This is a genomic window from Stenotrophomonas sp. Ste86 (assembly GCF_024519465.1).
Classification (GTDB): domain Bacteria; phylum Pseudomonadota; class Gammaproteobacteria; order Xanthomonadales; family Xanthomonadaceae; genus Stenotrophomonas.
Genome location: NZ_JALJRW010000017.1, coordinates 16,871 through 38,138, shown reverse-complemented (window position 1 = coordinate 38,138; position 21,268 = coordinate 16,871). Strand labels below are relative to the sequence as shown.

20 protein-coding genes are annotated in these 21,268 nt (G+C 68.0%); 7 read left to right on the top strand and 13 right to left on the bottom strand.

The features are described from left to right. Positions 1 to 138 precede the first annotated feature (138 nt). The 5 genes from NR101_RS14525 to katG all read left to right on the top strand — a co-directional run bounded on the left by NR101_RS14525 (position 139) and on the right by katG (position 8,664). Complete coding sequence (locus tag NR101_RS14525) at positions 139 to 564, top strand: ribonuclease inhibitor (RefSeq protein ID WP_256776445.1); 426 nt, start codon at positions 139 to 141, stop codon at positions 562 to 564. Between the two features lie 126 nt (positions 565 to 690). Beyond that, positions 691 to 3,261 carry a DNA mismatch repair protein MutS gene (gene mutS, locus NR101_RS14520; RefSeq protein WP_256776475.1) on the top strand — a complete coding sequence of 857 codons (2,571 nt, stop codon included), beginning with the start codon at positions 691 to 693 and terminating at the stop codon, positions 3,259 to 3,261. 219 nt (positions 3,262 to 3,480) lie between these two features. Further along, positions 3,481 to 5,484 (top strand): acyltransferase family protein, encoded by a 2,004-nt coding sequence (locus NR101_RS14515; RefSeq protein WP_256776444.1) that lies wholly within the window; start codon positions 3,481 to 3,483, stop codon positions 5,482 to 5,484. Positions 5,485 to 5,598: 114 nt separating this feature from the next. Further along, on the top strand, positions 5,599 to 6,210 hold the full coding sequence (locus tag NR101_RS14510) for a DUF937 domain-containing protein (protein WP_256776443.1): 612 nt from the start codon (positions 5,599 to 5,601) through the stop codon (positions 6,208 to 6,210). A 225-nt stretch (positions 6,211 to 6,435) separates the two neighbouring features. Next, the gene (gene katG / locus NR101_RS14505; RefSeq protein WP_256776442.1) at positions 6,436 to 8,664 is read left to right on the top strand and encodes a catalase/peroxidase HPI; all 2,229 of its coding nucleotides are present in this window, start codon (positions 6,436 to 6,438) and stop codon (positions 8,662 to 8,664) included. Between the two features lie 104 nt (positions 8,665 to 8,768). Here the strand turns inward: katG and NR101_RS14500 are convergent, their stop codons facing one another. Together NR101_RS14500 and NR101_RS14495 are read right to left on the bottom strand one after the other, a co-directional pair. Further along, positions 8,769 to 9,176 carry an RNA-binding S4 domain-containing protein gene (locus tag NR101_RS14500; RefSeq protein WP_256776441.1) on the bottom strand — a complete coding sequence of 136 codons (408 nt, stop codon included), beginning with the start codon at positions 9,174 to 9,176 and terminating at the stop codon, positions 8,769 to 8,771. Beyond that, positions 9,169 to 9,417 carry a hypothetical protein gene (locus NR101_RS14495; RefSeq protein WP_306175555.1) on the bottom strand — a complete coding sequence of 83 codons (249 nt, stop codon included), beginning with the start codon at positions 9,415 to 9,417 and terminating at the stop codon, positions 9,169 to 9,171. Before NR101_RS14495 ends, NR101_RS14500 begins: the two co-directional genes overlap by 8 nt. Positions 9,418 to 9,580: 163 nt before the next feature. Between NR101_RS14495 and NR101_RS14490 the strand changes: the two genes are divergently transcribed. After that, positions 9,581 to 11,071, top strand: a complete 1,491-nt coding sequence (locus NR101_RS14490; RefSeq protein ID WP_256776438.1) for an MATE family efflux transporter — start codon at positions 9,581 to 9,583, stop codon at positions 11,069 to 11,071. Here NR101_RS14490 and NR101_RS14485 read toward each other — a convergent pair. The 9 genes from NR101_RS14485 to ffh all read right to left on the bottom strand — a co-directional run bounded on the left by NR101_RS14485 (position 11,068) and on the right by ffh (position 17,728). Then, the gene (locus tag NR101_RS14485; protein ID WP_256776437.1) at positions 11,068 to 11,436 is read right to left on the bottom strand and encodes a DUF6404 family protein; all 369 of its coding nucleotides are present in this window, start codon (positions 11,434 to 11,436) and stop codon (positions 11,068 to 11,070) included. The two genes, NR101_RS14490 and NR101_RS14485, sit on opposite strands and share 4 nt — an antisense overlap. A gap of 131 nt (positions 11,437 to 11,567) precedes the next feature. After that, on the bottom strand, positions 11,568 to 11,972 hold the full coding sequence (rplS, locus tag NR101_RS14480; protein WP_256776436.1) for a 50S ribosomal protein L19: 405 nt from the start codon (positions 11,970 to 11,972) through the stop codon (positions 11,568 to 11,570). 156 nt (positions 11,973 to 12,128) lie between these two features. Beyond that, positions 12,129 to 12,887 (bottom strand): tRNA (guanosine(37)-N1)-methyltransferase TrmD, encoded by a 759-nt coding sequence (gene trmD, locus NR101_RS14475; protein ID WP_256776435.1) that lies wholly within the window; start codon positions 12,885 to 12,887, stop codon positions 12,129 to 12,131. 4 nt (positions 12,888 to 12,891) lie between these two features. Continuing rightward, on the bottom strand, positions 12,892 to 13,404 hold the full coding sequence (rimM, locus tag NR101_RS14470; protein ID WP_256776434.1) for a ribosome maturation factor RimM: 513 nt from the start codon (positions 13,402 to 13,404) through the stop codon (positions 12,892 to 12,894). Between the two features lie 42 nt (positions 13,405 to 13,446). Beyond that, positions 13,447 to 13,707, bottom strand: a complete 261-nt coding sequence (gene rpsP / locus NR101_RS14465) for a 30S ribosomal protein S16 (protein WP_017356068.1) — start codon at positions 13,705 to 13,707, stop codon at positions 13,447 to 13,449. A gap of 111 nt (positions 13,708 to 13,818) precedes the next feature. Further along, the gene (locus NR101_RS14460; protein WP_256776433.1) at positions 13,819 to 14,625 is read right to left on the bottom strand and encodes an aminotransferase class IV family protein; all 807 of its coding nucleotides are present in this window, start codon (positions 14,623 to 14,625) and stop codon (positions 13,819 to 13,821) included. Next, entirely contained in the window at positions 14,622 to 15,698 is a 1,077-nt protein-coding gene (locus NR101_RS14455; protein ID WP_256776432.1) for a nitronate monooxygenase, read from the bottom strand. The genes NR101_RS14460 and NR101_RS14455 overlap by 4 nt, the downstream gene beginning before the upstream one ends. A 76-nt stretch (positions 15,699 to 15,774) precedes the next feature. Next, positions 15,775 to 16,209: a hypothetical protein gene (locus NR101_RS14450; RefSeq protein ID WP_256776431.1), complete on the bottom strand. Its 435-nt coding sequence runs from the start codon at positions 16,207 to 16,209 to the stop codon at positions 15,775 to 15,777. Positions 16,210 to 16,348: 139 nt separating this feature from the next. After that, on the bottom strand, positions 16,349 to 17,728 hold the full coding sequence (gene ffh, locus NR101_RS14445) for a signal recognition particle protein (protein WP_256776430.1): 1,380 nt from the start codon (positions 17,726 to 17,728) through the stop codon (positions 16,349 to 16,351). A 131-nt stretch (positions 17,729 to 17,859) separates the two neighbouring features. On the opposite strand from ffh, the gene ccsA reads away from it, so the two are divergent. Beyond that, positions 17,860 to 18,654, top strand: a complete 795-nt coding sequence (ccsA, locus tag NR101_RS14440) for a cytochrome c biogenesis protein CcsA (RefSeq protein WP_256776429.1) — start codon at positions 17,860 to 17,862, stop codon at positions 18,652 to 18,654. A 17-nt stretch (positions 18,655 to 18,671) separates the two neighbouring features. Here the strand turns inward: ccsA and NR101_RS14435 are convergent, their stop codons facing one another. Together NR101_RS14435 and NR101_RS14430 are read right to left on the bottom strand one after the other, a co-directional pair. Beyond that, positions 18,672 to 18,896: a hypothetical protein gene (locus NR101_RS14435; RefSeq protein WP_256776428.1), complete on the bottom strand. Its 225-nt coding sequence runs from the start codon at positions 18,894 to 18,896 to the stop codon at positions 18,672 to 18,674. 59 nt (positions 18,897 to 18,955) lie between these two features. After that, a complete protein-coding gene (locus tag NR101_RS14430) occupies positions 18,956 to 21,262 on the bottom strand; it encodes a hypothetical protein (protein ID WP_256776427.1) in 2,307 nt (768 codons plus the stop codon). Between the last annotated feature and the right edge of the window lie 6 nt (positions 21,263 to 21,268).

The window sequence follows — 21,268 nt, the reverse complement described above, 5'->3', positions numbered from 1 at the left end:
TCCGGTTGTGGTGCGGAGGGGCCCTGCGGCCCGGGTGGTCACGCTGACAACGCACGAACGGCTTGCAGGCGGACACTACCGCGAAAATGACGGCCGCGCTGCTACCGTCATGCCGGACCTGATCAAGGATGCCCCGGCATGCCCAGCACCCCGCACGCAGCCGCCCCGCTGCGCCCCCCCTGCCTGGTGCTGGAAGGCGGCGCGATCGACGGCATCGCCAGCTTCTACGCCGAGATCAACCGCGTCTTCATGCCCGACGAAGACTGGCAACTCGGGCCGAGCCTGGATGCGCTGGATGACATGCTCTACGGCGCCTATGGCGCGCTGGCCGGTCACACGACCGTCCAGTTGCACTGGAAGGACATCGCACACAGTCGCCAGGCGCTTGGGATAGCGGCAACGCGCACGTGGCTGCAGGCCAAACTGGACCCGGCCGGGCCGTTCAACCCCGCCCATGTCAGCGCACAACTGCAGGCGCTGGAACGCGGCGAGGGCCAGACCTACTTCGATATCGTCATGCAGATCATCGCCGCACATCCCAATGTCACGCTGCTGACCCGTTGAGCCCGGGAGCGGCCCTTCGCCCACCCGGCCCCCTCCCCTACAATGGTCCATCCGGCGGCCTTCCGGCCTGCCCCCGACGTTGATGGACCCCGCGTGACCGATAAGCAGCCCGAACACACCCCGCTCATGAAGCAGTTCTTCGCCGCAAAGTCCGAGTACCCGGACCTGCTGCTGTTCTTCCGGATGGGCGACTTCTACGAGCTGTTCTACGACGACGCACGCAAGGCCGCGCGGCTGCTGGACATCACCCTGACCCAGCGTGGCAGCTCCGGCGGCGCGCCGATCCCGATGGCCGGCGTGCCCGTGCATGCCTACGAAGGCTACCTGGCGCGGCTGGTGGCGCTGGGCGAATCGGTGGCCATCTGCGAGCAGATCGGCGACCCGGCGCTGGCCAAGGGCCTGGTCGAACGCAAGGTGGTGCGCATCGTCACCCCCGGCACGGTCACCGATGAGGCACTGCTGGACGAGCGTCGCGACACCCTGCTGATGGCGCTGTCGCGCGGCAAGCACGGCTTCGGCCTGGCCTGGGCCGACCTGGCCGGCGGTCGCTTTTTGGTCAACGAAGTGGATTCGGAAGACGCGCTGGAAGCCGAACTGGCACGCCTGGAGCCGGCCGAACTGCTGGTGCCCGACGAAGAAAACTGGCCGGAGTTCCTCAAGCACCGCAGCGGCATCCGTCGCCGCGCGCCGTGGCTGTTCGATCCCGACAGCGGCCGCCGCCAGCTGCTGGCCTTCTTCAAGCTGCACGACCTCACCGGTTTCGGCATCGACGACAAGCCGCGCGCGACCGCGGCGGCCGGCGCCCTGCTTGGCTATGTCGAAGAAACCCAGAAACAGCGCCTGCCGCACCTGACCGCGATCGCCACCGAAACGGCCAGCGAGGCGATCGCGATGAACGCCGCCACGCGCCGCCATCTCGAACTGGACACGCGCGTCGACGGCGACACCCGCAACACCCTGCTCGGCGTGCTCGATACCACCGTCACCCCCATGGGCGGTCGCCTGCTACGGCGTTGGCTGCACCGCCCGCTGCGCCTGCGCGAGGTGCTGGTGCATCGCCACGATGCGGTAGCCACGCTGATCGACCGCGGCGCCGATAGCGATGTGCGCGACGCGTTCCGCGCGCTCGGCGATCTGGAACGCATCCTCACCCGCGTCGCGCTGCGCTCGGCACGTCCGCGCGATTTCTCGACCCTGCGCGATGGTCTCGGCCTGCTGCCGGACGTGCGCCGCGTGCTCGCCCCGCTGGACTCTCCGCGCCTGGTGGCGCTGCACGACGCGCTGGGCTCGCATGACGAATGCGCGCACCTGCTGGCCAGCGCGATCGCGCCGACCCCGCCGATGAAGCTCAGCGACGGCGGTGTCATCGGCGAAGGCTTCGATGCCGAACTGGACGAACTGCGCCGCCTGTCCACCCATGCCGATCAGTTCCTGATCGACCTGGAACAGCGCGAACGCATCAGCAGCGGCATTGCCACGCTGAAGGTCGGCTACAACCGCGTGCACGGCTACTACATCGAAATCAGCAAGGGCCAGAGTGAGAAGGCGCCGGTGCACTACACCCGCCGCCAGACCCTGACCAATGCCGAGCGCTACATCACCGAAGAACTGAAATCCTTCGAGGACAAGGTGCTGTCGGCCCGCGAGCGTTCGCTGTCGCGCGAGAAGCTGCTGTACGAACAGCTGCTGGATACGCTGGCCGGCAAGTTGGAGCCGCTCAAGCAGTGCGCCGCCGCGCTCAGCGAACTGGACGTGCTGGCCGGCTTCGCCGAACGCGCACAGGCGCTGGACTGGGCCCGCCCGGAGCTGGAAACAGCGCCGTGCCTGCGCATCGAACGCGGCCGCCACCCGGTGGTGGAAGCGGTGCGCGAGCAGCCGTTCGAGCCCAACGACCTGGACCTGCATCCGGACCGCCGCATGCTGGTCATCACCGGCCCGAACATGGGCGGTAAATCGACCTACATGCGCCAGAACGCGCTGATCGTGCTGCTGGCCCACATCGGCAGCTTCGTGCCGGCCAGCCGCGCGGTGATCGGCCCGATCGACCGCATCCTGACCCGCATCGGCGCCGGCGACGACCTCGCGCGCGGGCAGTCCACCTTCATGGTCGAGATGGCCGAGACCAGCTACATCCTGCACCACGCCAGCGCGCACTCGCTGGTGCTGATGGACGAGATCGGCCGCGGCACCTCCACCTACGACGGCCTGGCCCTGGCCGATGCGGTGGCGCGCCACCTGGCCTACCAGAATCGCTGTTACACGTTGTTTGCCACCCACTACTTCGAGCTGACCGCGCTGGCCGACGAGCAGCACGAAGGCGGCCCCAGCGGCATCGCCAACGTGCACCTGGATGCGGTGGAACACACCGACAAGAACGGCAGCGAAGCGCTGGTGTTCATGCACGCGGTCAAGGACGGCCCGGCCAACCGCAGCTTCGGCCTGCAGGTGGCGGCCCTGGCCGGCCTGCCACGCTCCACCGTCGCGCAGGCACGGCGTCGCCTGGCCGAACTGGAGCAGCGCGGCGGCGAGAGTCATGCCGCCACCGTGGCCCCGCAGGCCCTGGATGCACCGCAGCAGTTCGGCCTGTTCAACGCGCCCAACACCGCCGCGCAGGACGCGCTGGCCGCGATCGATCCGGACGAGCTGACCCCGAAGCAGGCCCTGGAAGCGCTGTACCGGCTGAAAGCACTGATCTGATCCTGCGCGCCCAGCGCGCGTGGTAGTGGCCGGGGTCGTCCAGCGTCGGCATCTGCCTACGCTGGAATGGGCGGCATGACGAACCTGGCTGAACCGCAGGCGCGCCTCGGCCGCGCGCATGCCCCACGCACGTTCCAGTTCGGAGGGTGTGTCGTCATTGCCCCTTGCTGGTGCCGGACACCCTCTTGATGCTGGCCCGTCCCCGTAACGGTCCCCGCCATGTCCCTGCTCCCAACGCGTCACTTCGGCGCCATCGATGGCATGCGTGCCCTGGCGGTGGTTGCCGTCATCGTTTTCCACGCCAACAAGGCGCTCCTGCCCGGCGGGTTCAGTGGCGTGGATCTGTTTTTCGTTGTGTCCGGATTCGTGATCAGCCAGTCCCTGGCAGCGCGGCCCGCCCCCACCCTTGGCCGCTTCCTGCTCGATTTCTACCGGCGGCGGCTGCTGCGGCTGCTGCCCGCGCTGCTGCTGATGCTGCTGGTCACTTTCCTGCTGTCGGCCCTGCTGATGCCACGTGCCTGGCGCAACGAGCAGTTCGACCAGACCGGACTGGGCGCGCTGTTGGGGGTCAGCAACCTGGTGCTGGCCTGGCAGCAGGATGGCTACTTCTCGCCGGGCGCCGACCTCAACCCCTTCCTGCACACCTGGACGCTCGGGGTGGAAGAACAGTTCTACCTGCTGTTTCCGTTCGTGTACTTCGTCTGGCTGCAGCACCGCCGGACCCACGCGGCCGCGCGCTGGCTGTTGCCGGTACTGGCCGCGGCGTCGCTGGCGATCGCCGCCGTGCAGGCGACCACCGCACCAGCATCGGCGTTTTACCTGCTGCCGGCACGGTTGTGGGAGCTGGCCGCAGGCGCATTGTTGTACCAACGCGTGATGACCCACGGCGCACCTGCGCGCTGGCGGCTGTGGGCGCTGCCAGGCCTGCTGATGGTGGCGCTGGGCTTCGGGTTCGCGTCCCGGTTCTCGTTTCCCTTCCCGGGCGCGCTGATCACCGTGGCTGGCACGCTGATGCTGCTGGCCGCCGCCGCCGCCGCCGCCGACGACGACACCGACGACATCGACCGCGCACGGTCATCGGTTCTGAGCGGGTTGCAATGGCGGCCGCTGGTCTACATCGGCGTGTTGTCCTACTCGCTCTATCTCTGGCACTGGCCGTTGCTGGTGCTGCTGCGCTGGACCTACGGCATGCAGGGCATCGCGTTGTGGGCCTACCCGGTCGTACTGATGGCCATCGCCAGCGCCTCCTATCACTGGATCGAAAATCCGGCACGCCGGCGGGGCACACGCCTTCGCACGCGCACGGTACTGGCAATGGGCATTGCCGCCATGGGCCTGTCCGCCACGGGTGCCTACCTGATCGTGCAGCACACCGACGACATCTCGCTCAGCACCACCGGCGACGGCTACCAGTGGCGGCCCTACCTGCATCCCGCCTGGAAACCGGTGCCGCCGGTCGATGGCCCCACCCTCGCAGGTCGGCAGCTGTTCGTCGCCGGCGACTCGCATGCCGCCGCCTACCGGACCATGGTGTCCATCGCCGCGCGGCAGTTGGAGATGGAGTTGCACGTGCTGGAGCGCGGTGGCTGCGGCATCGTCACCTTGCTTGGCACTGCACCGGGCGACTGTAGTGACGCACGCGAACGCGTCCTGGCGCAGATCGAGGCGCAGGCCCGGCCCGGGGATGTGGTGCTGATCGCCTCGCTGCGCATGCCCGAACTGCGCGGCCGCGATTGGCGCCGTGGGCATGCCGTGGTCATGGACGACATCCTGCACGCCCGCGGCGCGGACGACGACCGCGCCGCCAGACAGGACGCCGAAGCGGTGCTGGCGCGCCTGGAGGCGCTGCAGGTGAAGATCGTGATCGACGCGCCATTGCCCATCTTCAAGGCCTCCGCGTATCGATGTTCGGATCCGTTCAACCGGATGAATCCGGCCTGCGCCGACGGCTTGACGATGCCCCGCGCGGACCTCGAGCGGCTGCGCGCGCCGCAGATGGCGCTGCTCGCATCGCTTGCCTTGGCGCATCCTGCGCTGCATGTGTGGGATCCGCTGCCGCTGCTGTGCAAGGACAGTACATGTTCGGCGATGGACGGGCAGGATCCGCTGTTCTTCGATTCAGACCACCTGAGCGGGCATGGCAACCGCGTGCTGCTGCCGGACTTCGTCGCCACGCTGCAGCAGATCGCGGTGACGTCGACGCCGTCCGACCGTACCCACTGACCTGCGCCGCCGGCCGGGGCGTCAAAGCCAGGCCGGCGGCCTGAGGCCTTCGCATTACCGTAGTAAACGCAGCGCTATGCTCGGCGCGTCCCCCTCCCTGCTCCGGAGTCCGCCGTGAACACCGAATCACTCGCCGCTTCCCTCTTCCAGCAGCTGCAGCAGGGCCAAGGCCTGCATCAGGTCTCCCAGCAGCTTGGCATCGACCAGCACCAGGCCAGCGGCGCGGTCGGCGCGGCCCTGCCCCTGCTGCTTGGAGCGATGGGCCGCAACGCACAGCAGCCCCAAGGTGCTGAAGCCCTTCTGGGCGCCCTGCAACGCGATCATGCGCCCGCCGGCGGTGGTGGCTTCGACCTGGGCGGGCTGCTCGGCAGCGTGCTCGGGGGCGGCGGGGGTGGCAATGCCACCAATGGCGCCGGCATCCTGGGCCATGTGTTCGGCGGCAACAGCGACCGCGCCGCGCAGGGCCTGAGCCAGGCCACCGGTCTGGACAGCAGCAAGACCAGCCAGCTGCTGGCCATCCTCGCGCCCATCGTCATGTCCTACCTCGCCCAGCGCTTTGCCAGCGGCGGCAATCCCAGCCAGCTCAGCCAGGCCCTCGGCCAAGAAGCCCAGGCCGCCAGCAGCGGTGGCCTGCTCACCTCGGTGCTCGACCAGGACGGCGACGGCCAGCTCGGCATCGGCGATTTGGTAAAGCTGGGTGGCGGCCTGTTCGGCGGGAAGCGTTGAGGCCGCCACATAAATAGGCCGCAACTATCACATCGGTTGATTCATTCGAATTTACCGATTGAATAACAATGCTTAACGTGTCCCGCATGCCTTCACGGCACGTCCCGGCCCTCACGCCGGGGCTTGGTGGAACCGCACTCCCTGAGGGAGGGTTGGGCCGCCGACATCGCCATAGGCGCCTGCGCGCAGATGAGTCCCCATTCGCTGGTACACAGGTAGATGCCCATGAAAAGCGAAGCAAAATGCCCCTTCAACCACGCCCTGGTCGGCGACGCCACCACCAACCGCGACTGGTGGCCCAACCAGTTGCGCGTGGACCTGCTCAACCAGCATTCCAACCGCTCCAATCCGCTGGGTGACGGGTTCAATTACGCCAAGGCGTTCAAGCAGCTCGACTACACCGCGCTGAAGGCCGACCTCAAGGCGCTGATGACCGATTCGCAGGACTGGTGGCCGGCCGACTTCGGTCACTACGGCGGCCTGTTCGTCCGCATGGCCTGGCACAGCGCCGGCACCTACCGCATCGGCGATGGACGCGGCGGCGGCGGTCGCGGCCAGCAGCGTTTCGCCCCGCTCAACAGCTGGCCGGACAATGTCAGCCTGGACAAGGCACGCCGGCTGCTGTGGCCGATCAAGCAGAAGTACGGCCAGGCCATCTCCTGGGCCGACCTGCTGATCCTCACCGGCAACGTCGCACTCGAATCGATGGGCTTCAAGACCTTGGGCTTTGCCGGTGGTCGCCTCGATACCTGGGAACCGGACCAGGATGTGTACTGGGGCCGCGAGACCACCTGGCTCGGCGGCGATATGCGCTATGCGCATGGCTCCGAGGGCGTACAAGAAGACCACGGTGTGCTGGTCTCCGATGATGACGCCGATGGCGACATCCACTCGCGCGATCTGGAGAACCCGCTCGCCGCAGTGCAGATGGGCCTGATCTACGTGAACCCCGAAGGCCCGGACGGCAACCCCGATCCGCTCAAGGCCGCCTTCGACATCCGCGATACCTTCGGCCGCATGGCCATGGACGATGAGGAAACCGTCGCCCTGATCGCCGGTGGTCACAGCTTCGGCAAGACCCACGGTGCCGGCCCGGCCGACAACGTCGGGGCGGAACCGGAAGCAGCGGGGCTGGAAAGCCAGGGCCTTGGCTGGTCCAACACATTCGGCAGCGGCAAGGGCGGGGACACCATCACCAGCGGCCTGGAAGTGACCTGGACGCGCACCCCGGCACAGTGGAGCCACGACTTCTTCGAGCTGCTGTTCAAGCACGAGTGGGAGCTGACCAAGAGCCCGGCCGGTGCGCACCAGTGGGTGGCCAAGGACAGCGAGGCCGTCATCCCCGACGCGCACGACCCGTCGAAGAAGCATCGCCCGAGCATGCTCACCACCGACCTGGCGTTGCGCGTGGACCCGGCCTACGAAAAGATCTCGCGCCGCTTCCTTGAGGACCCGCAGGCCTTTGCCGATGCATTCGCGCGTGCATGGTTCAAGTTGACCCACCGCGACATGGGTCCGCGTGCCCGCTATCTGGGCCCGGAGATCCCGGCCGAGGAATTCATCTGGCAGGACCCGGTGCCCGCAACGACCCATGCGTTGATCGACGCCCGCGACATCACCGCGCTCAAGCAGCAGATCGCCGCTGCCGGACTGAGCGTGGCCGAACTGGTGTCCACCGCCTGGGCCTCGGCGTCGACGTTCCGCGGCTCGGACAAGCGCGGCGGTGCCAACGGTGCACGCATCCGTCTTGCCCCGCAGAAGGATTGGGCCGTGAACCAGCCGCAGCAGCTGTCCAAGGTGCTGGCCGCGCTGGAAAAGATCCAGACCGGCTTCAATGGCGGCGGCGGCGGCAAGCAGGTATCGCTGGCCGACCTGATCGTGCTGGCCGGAGGCGTCGGCGTCGAGCAGGCCGCCAAGGCCGGTGGCCACGACATCAGCGTACCGTTCACCCCCGGCCGCACCGATGCCAGCCAGGCACAGACCGACGTCGAATCGTTCGCGGTACTGGAACCCTACGCCGATGGCTTCCGCAATTATCTCAAGGGCCGCTACAGCGTGCCCGCCGAAGTGCTGCTGATCGACAAGGCGCAACTGCTCACCCTGAGCGCGCCGGAGCTGACCGCACTGGTCGGTGGCCTGCGCGTGTTGGGAGCCAATGTCGACGGAAATACCCAAGGGGTGCTGACCGATCGCCCCGGCACGTTGAGCAACGATTTCTTCGTCAACCTGCTGGACATGCGCACGCAGTGGAAACCCGACGGCAATGGCTACGTGAGCAGCGGAGACACGCGCTGGACCGGGAGTCGCGCCGACCTGGTATTCGGATCGAATTCGGTGCTGCGCGCCCTCGCCGAGGTCTACGCCAGTGCGGACGGTGAGAAGAAGCTGGTGCAGGATTTCGTCGCCGCCTGGACGCGGGTGATGGAACTTGACCGCTACGATCTGCACGCGTGAGACAGGGGGAACCGGCCACCGGCCGGTTCCCCCGCAAGGACAGGTGCCAACCGCTGTGTCAGCACCGCTTCAATGCCTGCGCGGACGCGAACGTACGCGCAGGCTCAGATCGCGTCGATGTCGCCCAGGGCCCGGATCAACCGCCGCGCACGCTTGTCCGGTCGATGCTCCGGCGGCTGGTAACCATTCTTCGCCGCCGCGCGCTGCGCACGCAGTTCGGCACGCCGCGCACGCGACGCCTCGCTTTCCGCATACAGCTGCTGCGCCACCGGCGCCGGCCCGCGCATTTCGCTCAGACCACGCACTTGTACGTCGAAAGTTTCATCGCCGCGGCTGATCTGCAGCTGCTCGCCTACCCTCACAGCGCGCGACGACTTCGGGCGCTGCCCCGCCACATCGACCTTGCCGGTTTCCACCGCCTGCTTGGCCAGGCTGCGGGTTCGGAAGAAGCGCGCGGCCCACAGCCACACATCCAGCCGCACGCTGGCGCCCAACGATTCTGCTTCAGTCATGCTGCTTGCCCAGCTCCACGGCGTTGGCCGGTCGTTTGTTCAGGGGTTGGGGCGCGTCCGGGTTGCCCCGGCATCCAGTGCCACCGATCAGTACCGGCACGCCGGCATCCAGATCGCGGCGCTGGCTGCCCACCTGGCATTCCGGTCGGTCCATCGGCCGCACCTGGGCATCGCCCAGGCGCTGTGTACTCGAACATGCGGCCAACGCAACGGCAATCAAGAGCGCCGTCAGCGCGGGCATGAACGGGTCAGCCCGATGCAGGGGACACCGGCCAGTGGGGAGCATCCGGCTGGTTCGCATTGCCTGGAGCCGGCCAGCCGCCGGCATTACGGTGCGCATCGCGATATCCCACTGACGGGCTTGGTGCTAGTGTGCCGCTCTCCACGCTTGATCTCCAGAGCACATGGCCAAAGCGCCGCTTGACCTGACCACCGGCCCGATAGGGCGCAACCTGTTCCTGTTCGCCCTGCCGATCCTGGCCGGCAACATCGCCCAGTCGCTGAACGGGTCGGTGAATGCGATCTGGGTGGGCCGCTTCCTCGGCGAGGCGGCCCTGACCGCTACCGCGAACGCCAACAACATCATGTTCTTCCTGATCGGCTCGGTGTTCGGGATCGGCATGGCGGCCACCATCCTGATCGGCCAGGCGATGGGGGCGCGCGACATTTCCCAGGCACGCCGTGTGATGGGCACCAGCGCCACCTTCTTCATCGGCCTGTCGGTGGTGATCGCGATCGCCGGCTGGTGGCTGTCGCATCCGCTGCTGGCGGCCATGGGCACGCCGGCCGAATCGCTGCCGTTGGCCGAGGCCTACCTGCGCATCATCTTCCTGGCGATGCCGACGCTGTATGCGTTCGCGTTCCTGAGCTCGGCGCTGCGCGGCGTCGGCGATTCACGCACGCCGTTCCGCTTCCTGCTGCTGTCGGTGGTGCTGGACATCGGCTTCAACCCGCTGCTGATCTTCGGCATCGGCCCGTTCCCGCAGCTGGGCATCGCCGGTGCCGCCTGGGCCACGCTGATCGCGCAGACGCTGTCGCTGATCGGCCTGCTCTGGTACATGCGCAACAAGCGCCATGTGCTGTGGCTGGGCCGCAAGGACATGGCGCTGTTCAAGATCGACACCACGATCCTGCGCGCGCTGGTGGTCAAGGGCGTGCCGATGGGCCTGCAGATGGTGCTGATCTCGCTGTCGATGATCCTGATGATGAGCATGGTCAACGGCTACGGCACCGACACGGCCGCCGCCTACGGTGCATCGCTGCAGCTGTGGACCTACGTGCAGATGCCGGCGATGGCGATCGGCGCGGCGTGCTCGTCGATGGCCGCGCAGAACGTCGGCGCCGGCAACTGGGACCGCGTGCGCGGCACCGCCCGCAGCGGCGTGCTGTACAACTTCCTGCTCACCGGCGTGCTGATCCTGCCGCTGATCCTGCTGGACCGGTACACCCTTGCGCTGTTCCTGCCCGAAGCCAGCCAGTCGCTGGACGTGGCGCGCCACCTCAACCACATCGCGGTGTGGTCGTTCCTGTTCTTCGGCGTCAACTTCGTCATTTCCGGCGTAGTGCGCTCCACCGGTGCGGTGATCCCGCCGCTGCTGATCCTGGCCGCCTCGCTGTGGGGCATCCGCGTGCCGTTCGCCGAACTGCTGCAGGACAGCTGGGGCGCCGATGCGGTGTGGTGGAGTTTCCCGGTCAGCTCGTTCTGCGCGATGCTGATGTCGCTGGCGTATTACCGCTGGGGCGGCTGGCGCAAGGCGCACATGCTGCCGACCCACCGCGACGAAATGGCCGCACCGGCTGCCGTGCCGTCGATGCCGCCTTCACCGGTGGCCGACCTGGACCCGGACGCACCGGCAACGGCGGCGCCGCAGCCCGCGCCGACGCGCGCGGGTTAACCGGCGTCGGTGTCGCGTACCTCGCGCCACGCCGGCAAGCGATAGCGCTGCTGCTGCCACCGCATCAGCAGTGCCATCGCGCCACCGAACAGCAGGCCGGCCACGCCGGCACCGCCCAGCACGCCCGCCGTCGGCAGCATGGCGCTGCGCGCGAACAGCAGCCACATCAATCCGCCCCATCCCAGCGCGAACATCGCGCCCATCAGCATGGCGTTGGCGACGAAACCGGCCAGCACTGGCGGCGGCACGGCCAGGCCTGTCCGCCACAGCAGCCGGTACAACAGCGGCGCCTGCATCTGCGCGGGGACGCCGGCGGCCTGCATGACCTGCAGCGCGGCACGGATTCGAGCGGGATAAGCCTGCATGTTTTTCCTTCAACGAACGCAGGGCGCGCATGGCTCCCTGACGTGCTTGTGATGTTCAGGACGTCAAACGCAGAACGGCCACCCGAGGGTGGCCGTTCTGGTACCGCGACAACCGAAGTCGTCGGCGGGAATTACTGGGCCTTGGCAGCCAGGCGGGCAGCCTTGGCCTGCGCAGCGGCAGCCAGATCTTCCTTGATGCGGGCAGCCTTGCCTTCCAGGCCACGCAGGTAGTACAGCTTGCCGGAGCGGACCTTGCCACGACGCTTCACTTCGACCGAGTCGATGATGGCGCTGTGGGTCTGGAAGACGCGCTCGACGCCGTAGCCGTGCGAGATCTTGCGCACGGTGAAGGCGGAGTTCAGGCCGGCGTTCTTGGTGCCGATCACGACGCCTTCGTAAGCCTGCACGCGCTCACGGTTGCCTTCCTTGACCTTCACGTTGACGACGACGGTGTCACCCTGGCTGAACTTCGGCAGCTCGCGGGTAATCTGGGCGGATTCGAAGTCCGAAAGGATGGATTTGTTCAGCTTGCTCATGGGTGCACCGATAGTGTTCGGGTGGTCGTGTCGTTCGACAACGTGGGCTCATGCAGTCACCGGACTGTGCTGCACGTTTTTTGTAGGGATTCCTGCCAATCGACCCCCAAAGGGCCGATGGCAATCCAGAATTGTAAACAAGAACCGGCCCCTGCGCTAGGGGTTCGATTCCTTGGGCAGGGCCTGCCGCGCCTGCTCCAGCAGGAGGCGGTCGGCCTTGGACAGCGTGCGCTCGTCCAGCAGGTCCGGGCGCCGCAGCCAGGTCCGCAGCAGCGACTGCTGGCGGCGCCAGCGGGCGATGGCGGCATGGTTGCCCGAGCGCAGCACGTCCGGGACTTCGCCCCATTCATGCTGGGCCGGATGGCTGAAATGCGGGCAGTCCAGCAGCCCCTGCGGGCCTTCGAAACTGTCCTGGACCGCCGATTCGGCATCGCCCAGCGCGCCCTCCTGCAGACGGGTCACCGCATCGACGATGACCGCCGCGCCCAGCTCGCCGCCGGACAGGACGTAATCGCCGAGCGAGATTTCCTCGGTGACCTCGGCCTCGAGGAAGCGCTCATCGATGCCTTCATAGCGGCCGCACAGCAGGATCATCCGTGGCAGTGCCGCCAGTTCGCGCACCCTGGACTGGGTCAGCGGCTTGCCCTGCGGGCTGAGGTAGATCACCGGCGCGGGCGCCGGATCGGCCGCCTTGGCCGCGGCCAGGCAGGCGCGCAACGGCTCGATCAGCATGACCATGCCCGGGCCACCCCCGAAGGGACGGTCGTCCACCCGGCGGTAGTTGCCGGCGGCGTAGTCACGCGGATTCCAGCCATGCAGGTCGAGCAGGCCGCGCTCGGCCGCACGGCCGACCACGCCCAGCGCGGCCGACTGCGCCATGAACTCGGGGAACAAGGTGATGACGTCGATACGCACCCGGTCAGAACTCCGGGTCCCAGTCGACCACGATCAGGTTGGCCTCGAAATCCACCGACACCACGAAGTCCGGCTGCACGAACGGAATCATCCGCTCACGATCGCCCTGCACCACCAGCACGTCGTTGGAGCCGGTCGAGAACAGGTGCGAGGCCCGCCCCAGTTCGACGCCATCGACGGTACGCACCTGCAACCCCTCCAGATCGACCCAGTAATACTCGTCGGGCTTCGGCGGCGGCAGCGCGCTGCGTGCTACATAAACTTCGGTTCCGTACATCGCCTCGACCACATCGCGGTCGGTGATATCGGGAAACACCGCGACCAGATGCTTGCCGGACTGACGTCCGCGCGCGCCGCTGAGGGTGCTCTCCTGGCCGGCGGGTGTACGCAGGATCCAGGGCTGGTATTGGAAAATGGCGGTACGCGGCTCGGTCCAGGACTCGAGCTTGATCTCGCCTCGCACACCAAAAGCGCCGACAATCCTGCCCAGCAGGATGCGGCGCTCGGTATCTTTCATCTGTATAGACCGGTGGACCGCGGCAGGCGCGGCCCTTCAGGATCAGGCCGCGGAGGCCTGGGCCTTGGTCGCTTCCTTGTACAGGTTGCGGACCTTGTCGGTCATCTGGGCGCCGTTGGCAACCCACTTGTCGACCAGCGGCAGGTCCAGCACGATGCGGGATTCCGCACCCTGGGCCACCGGGTTGTAGTAACCGACGCGCTCGATGTTGCGGCCGTCACGGGCGCTGCGCGAGTCGGTCACGATGATGTGGTAGAAGGGACGCTTCTTGGCGCCGCCGCGGGTCAGTCGAATCTTGACCATGGTGTTGTTTCCTCAATTGCCCAGTCGCCAGGATGGCGCGGTAAGCCGGCGATTATAGCGGCGGCCTGCGGTCATTCCAAGTCTGTGAAGACCGCCGAAGCTGAACAGGGCCTACCCGACGCCGCCAATCGCCCCGATCGGCTGCCACGGGGCCGTTTCCAGGATCCCCCGCGCGCGCTGGCAGAAGGCCTCCGACGCGGCGAAGGTGACCGCGTCGATCGCCGAGATCGGCCAGACCCCGGCCGCGTTGCAGGCGATGGCGCCGTCGAAGCCGTCCAGTTCGGCCAGGGCCACCTCGCGCACCTGCTGCACGTCACCTGCGAACCCCGCCTGCAACAGCCGCTCATGCGTACCGCGCAGGGCCGGGGCCTGCGGCCAGACGATCTGCTGGCCACGCTGGAAGGCGATGTTCCAGGTAGTGCCCTCGCCGACCTCCCCGTCCGGGGTGACGAAGAGCGCATCGTCGAAGCCGTCCCGCATCGCGCGCCGGCGCTGCTCGAACAGCGGGAAGGTACCGACATGCTTGAGGTGCGGCAGCTCGCGCTGGTACATCACCGTGCGCACGCGCCGCGCGTCGGCCGGCATGTGGACCGGCGTACCCACCGCCACCAGCACGTCCACCGCGACCGCTTCCAGCGGCTGGCGGAAATCGAACTGGCGCGAGAACACCGTGACCCGCAGCGAGGCATCACGCAGGTCGTCCGACTGCAGCGCGTGCTGCATCCACGACCGGACCTGGCCCAGGTCCAGGACGCTGCCGAACAGCGCTTCGGTGCCCTGCTGCAGCCGTTGCAGGTGCAGGTCCAGGCCCTGCACGGCCCCGCCGCGCACCTGCAACGAAGTGAAGTGCCCGTAGTTGGTCAACCCGCCGGCCAGGTCGTCGGCGCTGGCGCGGTGGCCGTTGCAGTAGACGCTCATCCGAGCAGCGCCCGGGCGTCGGACCACATCTGCTGCAGCACCTGCGCCGCCGGGCGCGCCGGCGCCATCCACGCGGACTGCCCGGCCCACGCCTGCATCGCATCGACGTTGCTGTCACCGGTGGCCTGGGCGCGCATCGGTGCGGTCAGCCCGCGCTGCACCGGGTACGGGCGTGGTGCAGGTGCATCGGCCGCAGCGGCAGCACGCACATACGCGGTGGCCAGGCCACGGCCGAGGCGACCACTGAAGGCCCGCGTGGGCCAGGTATCTTCCGGCTCCGCGTCCGCCAGGGCCTGCGACCAGGCCGGGTTCAAGCTGCACTCGGGCGTGCGCAGGAAGGCGGTGCCCACCTGCACCGCACTGGCACCCAGGGTCAGTGCCGCCGCGATGCCACGTCCATCGGCGATGCCGCCGGCCGCGATCACCGGGACGTCCAGATGATCGGCCAGCCGCGGCAGCAGCGCGAACAACCCGACCAACTGGCGTTCGGCCGCGTCAGGGTCGAAGGCACCGCGATGCCCACCGGCTTCAGCGCCCTGCGCGACCACCGCATCGGCACCGGCGGCCTGTGCGACCCGCGCCTCGGACAAGGTCGTCGCACAGGCGATCCAGGCGATGCCCACGTCCTTCAGGCGCTGCACCTGCGCGGCGGAAAACACGCCCATGATGGTTGAGGCCACCGCCGGTCGCGCGCTGATCAGCGCGTCGAACTGCGCATCGAAATCGGCCGGGCCCGCATCACCGGCAGTGGCCGGCACCTCCGGTCCCCACTGCGCAAGGAAGCGACGGCTGGCCGCTTCTGCATCGGCATCGCGCCGCGGCAGCGGATCGGGTATCCACACATTCACTTGCGCCGGACCGCTGGACTGCGCGCGGAAGTCGGTCATCCACGCCACGATGTCCTGCGGCTGCGACAACACCGCGCCCATCGCGCCCATGCTGCCGGCGTTGGCCAGCGCGGCCGACAACGGCACGGGACAGGCGCCGGCCATCGGCGCGAGCAGGATCGGGCCCTGCAATGCAAAACGCCGACAGAAGCTGTCGGCGCGTTCGAGGATGGATGACTGGCTCACGCGCGGCGCACCTGGAGAAGGAAACGGTGCCAGCATACGCCGCACCGCCCTGCCCCGGCATGCACGCCGGCCGGATTCAGCGTGCCGACACCGCGTAGGTGCGGACCAGCTGGCTGTCCATTTCTTCGTTGAATTTGAAGCTGACATAGCGGGCGTCGTCGGCGGCGAATTCTTCTTCGGCCGCCGCGCGGCCGATTTCGACACCCTCGGCATCCAGTGCGCGCGCCACCAGCTTGCCCTTGAAGGCCTTGTCGGCCACCACGTACACCGCCGCATCCTTGGACCCCATGCCACGGCTCTTGCCCAGGGTCACGGTGAGCCCGCGTGCGGCCAGGCCCGGATCGGCCTGCAGGGTCACGTTCATGCGCTTGTCCACGCCTTCACCCAAGCCAGCGACGAAATCGGCAGCGGTGCCGCTGATCGCACTGCCCGCCTTCTGCGACATCGTCCTGTCGTCCTTGCACGCGGCCAGGGAAAGGGCCAGCGCAATCACCACCATCGACTTGTTCACGAACATTCCTTTGAATTTGCCAAGCCTGTCAGTCAATCACCCAGCGCGCGGGGAACGCCAGAGGCACTACGCCGCCGCGGATGACGCATTTACCTGAAATTGGCGCGACCGGCACGGAGACCAGGCGCTGCCGGATGCCTTAGCGGAATGGCAGGCCGCCGCGACCGCCCATGGCGCCCATCATCCCCTTCATGCTGCGCATCATGCCCTTCATGCCGCCACCGGCCATCTTGCTCATCATCTTTTCCATCTGCTGGTACTGCTTCATGAGCTTGTTGACGTCGGCCGGGGTCAGGCCGGAGCCGCGCGCGATGCGGGCGCGACGCGAGCCGTTGAGCAGGCCCGGGTTGCGACGCTCTTTCTTGGTCATCGAGTTGATGATGGCGATCATGCGCGGCACTTCCTTGCCCTGGCTGACCTGCTGCTTGAGGTGCTCGGGGATCTGGCCCAGGCCCGGCAGCTTGTCCATCAGGCCACCGATGCCGCCCATGTTCTGCATCTGCTCGAGCTGATCGCGCATGTCGTTCAGATCGAACTTCTTGCCCTTGGCGACCTTCTCGGCCAGCTTCTGCGCCTTGTCCTTGTCGACCTGCTGCTCGACCTGTTCCACCAGCGACAGCACGTCGCCCATGTCCAGGATGCGGCTGGCGATACGGTCCGGATGGAACACGTCCAGGCCTTCGGGCTTCTCGCTGACACCGACGAACTTGATCGGCTTGCCGGTGATGTAGCGCACGCTCAGCGCGGCACCGCCACGGGCGTCGCCGTCGGTCTTGGTCAGCACCACGCCGGTCAGCGGCAGTGCTTCGCCGAAGGCCTTGGCGGTGTTGGCCGCGTCCTGGCCGGTCATGGCGTCGACCACGAACAACGTTTCAGCCGGGTTGACCGCAGCGTGCAGCGCCTTGATCTCGGCCATCATCGCTTCGTCGATGGCCAGACGGCCGGCAGTATCGACGATGAGCACGTCGACGAACGACTTGCGGGCATCGTCGATGGCCGCGCGCACGATCGCTTCGGGCTTCTGGTCGGCGCTGGACGGGAAGAACAGCACGCCGACCTGGTCGGCCAGGGTCTTGAGCTGCTCGATCGCCGCCGGACGGTAGACGTCGGCCGACACCACCATCACCTTCTTCTTGCGCTTTTCCTTCAGGTGCTTGGCAAGCTTGCCCACCGTGGTGGTCTTGCCCGCGCCCTGCAGGCCGGCCATCAGGATGATCGCCGGGGCCGGCACGTTGAGGTTGAGGTCCGACGCTGCCGAGCCCATCACCGTGGTCAGCTCGTCGCGCACGATCTTGATCAGCGCCTGGCCGGGGGTGAGCGACTTGAGCACTTCCTGGCCAACCGCGCGCACCTTGATGCGCTCGACCAGCGCCTGCACGACCGGCAGGGCGACGTCGGCTTCGAGCAGCGCGATGCGGACTTCGCGGGTCGCCTCGCGGATGTTTTCCTCGGTGAGGCGACCGCGGCCACGCAGCCGCTCGATGGTGCCGGAGAGGCGCTGGGTCAGGGACTCGAACATGGAGGCAACCTGTTCAGAACGAAAGACAGAGAGACGCACAGTATAGCCGGTCCACCAAGCGCCCCGCCGCGCGCCTGCGGCCTGTGGCCGCAGGCATCGCCAGTGGCTTGGGGGTATGCGAAACTGCAACGATGACAATCGTTCTCATCGCGACCCTGCTGTACCTGACCGCCACCGGCCTGCTGGTGCGCGCGGTCGTCCGCGATGATGCGGTGACCTCCCCGGCCTGGCTGTGGCCGGCGCTGCCGGCGATGCTGCTGCACGGCGGTTACCACGTGCTGGTGGCGATGCGCACCACCGGTGGACCGGACATGCATTTCTTCGCCGCGCTGTCGCTGGTAGGCCTGGGCATGGCCTGGCTGACCTCGCTGGTGGCCGCGCGCGGGCGCATGGCGGCGCTGGGTGTCCTGGTATTTCCGATGGCCGCAGCGGTGTTGTGGGCCTATCACGCCTACGGTCACGAGCCGAGCCGGCCGCTGGGCTGGCAGCTGGCCACCCACGCCTGGATGGCGCTGCTGGCCTATGCCGCCCTGAGCGTGGCCGCGTTGCTGGCGATCATGCTCTGGCTGCAGGAGCGCGCCCTGCGCCGCCGCGATTTCCGGCCGTGGCTGCGCGCCCTGCCGCCGCTGGCCGATCTGGAATCGCTGCTGTTCCGGGTGATCGCGGTCGGCTTTGCGCTGCTCACCCTGACCCTGGTCACCGGCGTGCTGTTTGTCGATGACCTGCTGGCGCAGAAGCTGGTGCACAAAACGGTACTCAGCGTGCTGTCGTGGATCGTGTTCGGCACCCTGCTGATCGGCCGTCGCCGTTACGGCTGGCGTGGTGCGAAGGCCGTGCACTGGACGCTGACCGCGATGGCGCTGCTGCTGCTGGCGTTCTTCGGCAGCCAGTTCGTTATAGAGCTGGTGTTCGGGCGAGCGCGCTAGACGCTACAGCGGTCCGGTCAGCGGATCGCGCAGGCGGCTGCCGCGCTGGGTGCCATGCGCACGAACGCGAACGGTGCATTGATCTCGCCATCCTGGCCATCCAGCAGATCGCCCACACTGGCCTGCTGGAACCGGCGCGCCACCGCCACCGGGTCGTCACACGCCGGCGCGGCCTGTACCACCGGCACGCACAGCGCCATCAGCGCCGTGCCGCGGCAAATCTTCCAACCGGGTCTCCGCATATCCCGTTCCCGCCCCTGTGGATGGGCCGGGCGCGGCAATGGCGCGCCCAGCCTGGCGCTTACAGACCGTAGCGCTCGATCACGTCCACATGACGCTGCTCGTCCTGGCCGCAGGCCTCGGCCAGGCGCAGCCAGCACAGCCGGTGCGGCCAGTGCGCGGTGGCCTCGAGCAGGAACCGGTGCAGGTCCAGCGGCGGCTGTTCCTGGGGCTGAGCCACGGTGAACAGCACGCCTGGCAGCGGCGCATCGTCGCCTTGGGCATCGGTGAGCTGGTAATCGTCCGGGCTGTGCGTCCACAGCTTCCAGCCCCGGGCCTCCACTGCCTCGGAGAACGCGGTCCACGCGTCTTCACCGGGGTGCACGCCATCGACCAGCCAGCTGCCGGCATAGCCACCGCCCTGGAGTAGGTGGACTTCGGCGTAGGTGGGCATGAACCGCTCGCGCTCCTGCTCGTCCTCCGGTGCCGGATGGACCAGTTCGGCGTCGAACACCACCCAGTCGTTCACGCGCTGGCGGCGGTTGGCCGGCGCGTTCTCCACGATGCGCGCGGTGACCGGGCCGGTGCGGCGCGCATAGTATTCGATCGGCTCGCCGCCGTCCGCGCAGCGGATGATGACCCAGCCGAAGGATTCCTCGACCGGGCCATCGGTGCTTTTCAGTTCCATGCCGATGGCCGCTGCCGAACCACGCACGGCGGCCCAGTCGCGGGCGGCGCTGGCGGCGGTCATGTGGTCCCAGTGCGCGCTGCGCGGCTCTTCCAGTACCTCGGTGAGGTGGCGGTACTGCGCCGCCGCGTCCTGGAAACGCTGCATGGCCATCAGGGCCATCGCCAGCAGATTGCGGGCGCCATGCGACTGCGGCGAGAGGGCCAGCAGCGCGCTGCAGGCCTGCTCCAACGCGGGCCAGTCGGAAAGCTTGTGCGCCATCTGCGCCTGGCACCACAGTGCGAACACCGGCACCCGCGCCTGGTAATGCTGCGCCAGGCGATCCAGCCCGGCCTGGTCGCCACGCTGCACCAGCAGGCCCATCAAGGAGTACGCCGGGGGGGCATCCTCATGTCCGTGGCGCTCGACGAACGCCCACAACAACGCAATCGCGTCATTCTCGGCGCCGCAGGCATTCAGCGCCGAGGCGGCGACATCCAGCATCGCCGCGTCGTCGGGACGCTGCTCCACGCCCTGCAGCAACCACTGCGCCTCGCGTTCGGGGTCGCGCCCGTCGCCCTGCTCGCCTTGTTCGACCAGCCAGTCCAGCAAGCCTTCGGCGGGCACCGGCAACGCCGCCGCGCCGGGGGCGGCATCGATGCGCGCCGCCATCGCGGCCACGGCGTCGCTTGCACCGCGGTCCTGGCGCAGGCTGCCCAGGTGCTCCCGGGCCAGCGCCAAGTGGCGCCGTGCGGTCCACACCGCGCCGCGCTGCAGCGCCATGTCCACGCAGAGTCCGGCAATCTCGATCACGAAGCGGTGCGCGCCGACCGCTGCGTAATGCGCCAGGGTCGCGCTGAGCCGGCGGCCCAGGTCCCAGCTGTTGCGCTCGGGTGCGTTGCGCACCAGCAGCGCCACCGTATGCGCCCACATGCGGCGGTAGTTCGGCGACAACTGGTTCCACGGCACCAGCGATTCCAGCGCTTCTTCATCGCGGCCCAGCTGCGCCAGTGCCCATGCGCGCGACAGTTTGCGCGGGATGGTGCAGTTTGCCGGCTCGTAGTCGCCCTCGGCATCCACTTCGGCCTGGCGCGCGTCGATCAATGCCAGCGCCTCGGCCGCGCGGCCGCTGGCGAGGAGGATCTTGATGCGCATTTCCGGGAAGCTGTCGTACACCTTGCCGCCATGCGCCAGCACGGTGCCGGCCTGCACGTCCAGGTAATCCAGGGCCCCCTGGCTGTTGCCGTCGTCCAGCAACGCATCGGCCTTCTCGCAGCTCAGGCACTGGAAGCACGCCCAGCTCGGATCGATCCGCGCCAGCGTTTCCTCGCAGACCTCGATGCGCTCGGGCACCCAGCCGGGGCCGTCGATGTTGCCGTAACAGGCCGCCAGGTCCTGGGTTACGCAGATCGACTGCGGGCACTCCACCGTGTCGGCACGGTGCGCGCGCTCGAACAGCGCCACCGCGTCGCCCAGCGCCGACTCGCCCTCCAGGCGGTTGCCGACGCGATTGCGCATGTCCCAATGGCCGACGAACACCTCCAGCCACGGATTGCCCAGCGTCTTGCCCAATGCACGCGCTTCGGGCAACAGGGCATCCACACGGTCCAGACGCAGTTCGCAGACTTCATCGGTCAAGCGCGTCAGCAGCTGTGCGCTCTGCGCCTGCCCGGCTTCGCCAAGATCGTCCTGAAGTTTTTCCACCCAGTTCCAGATATCCATGCGGTC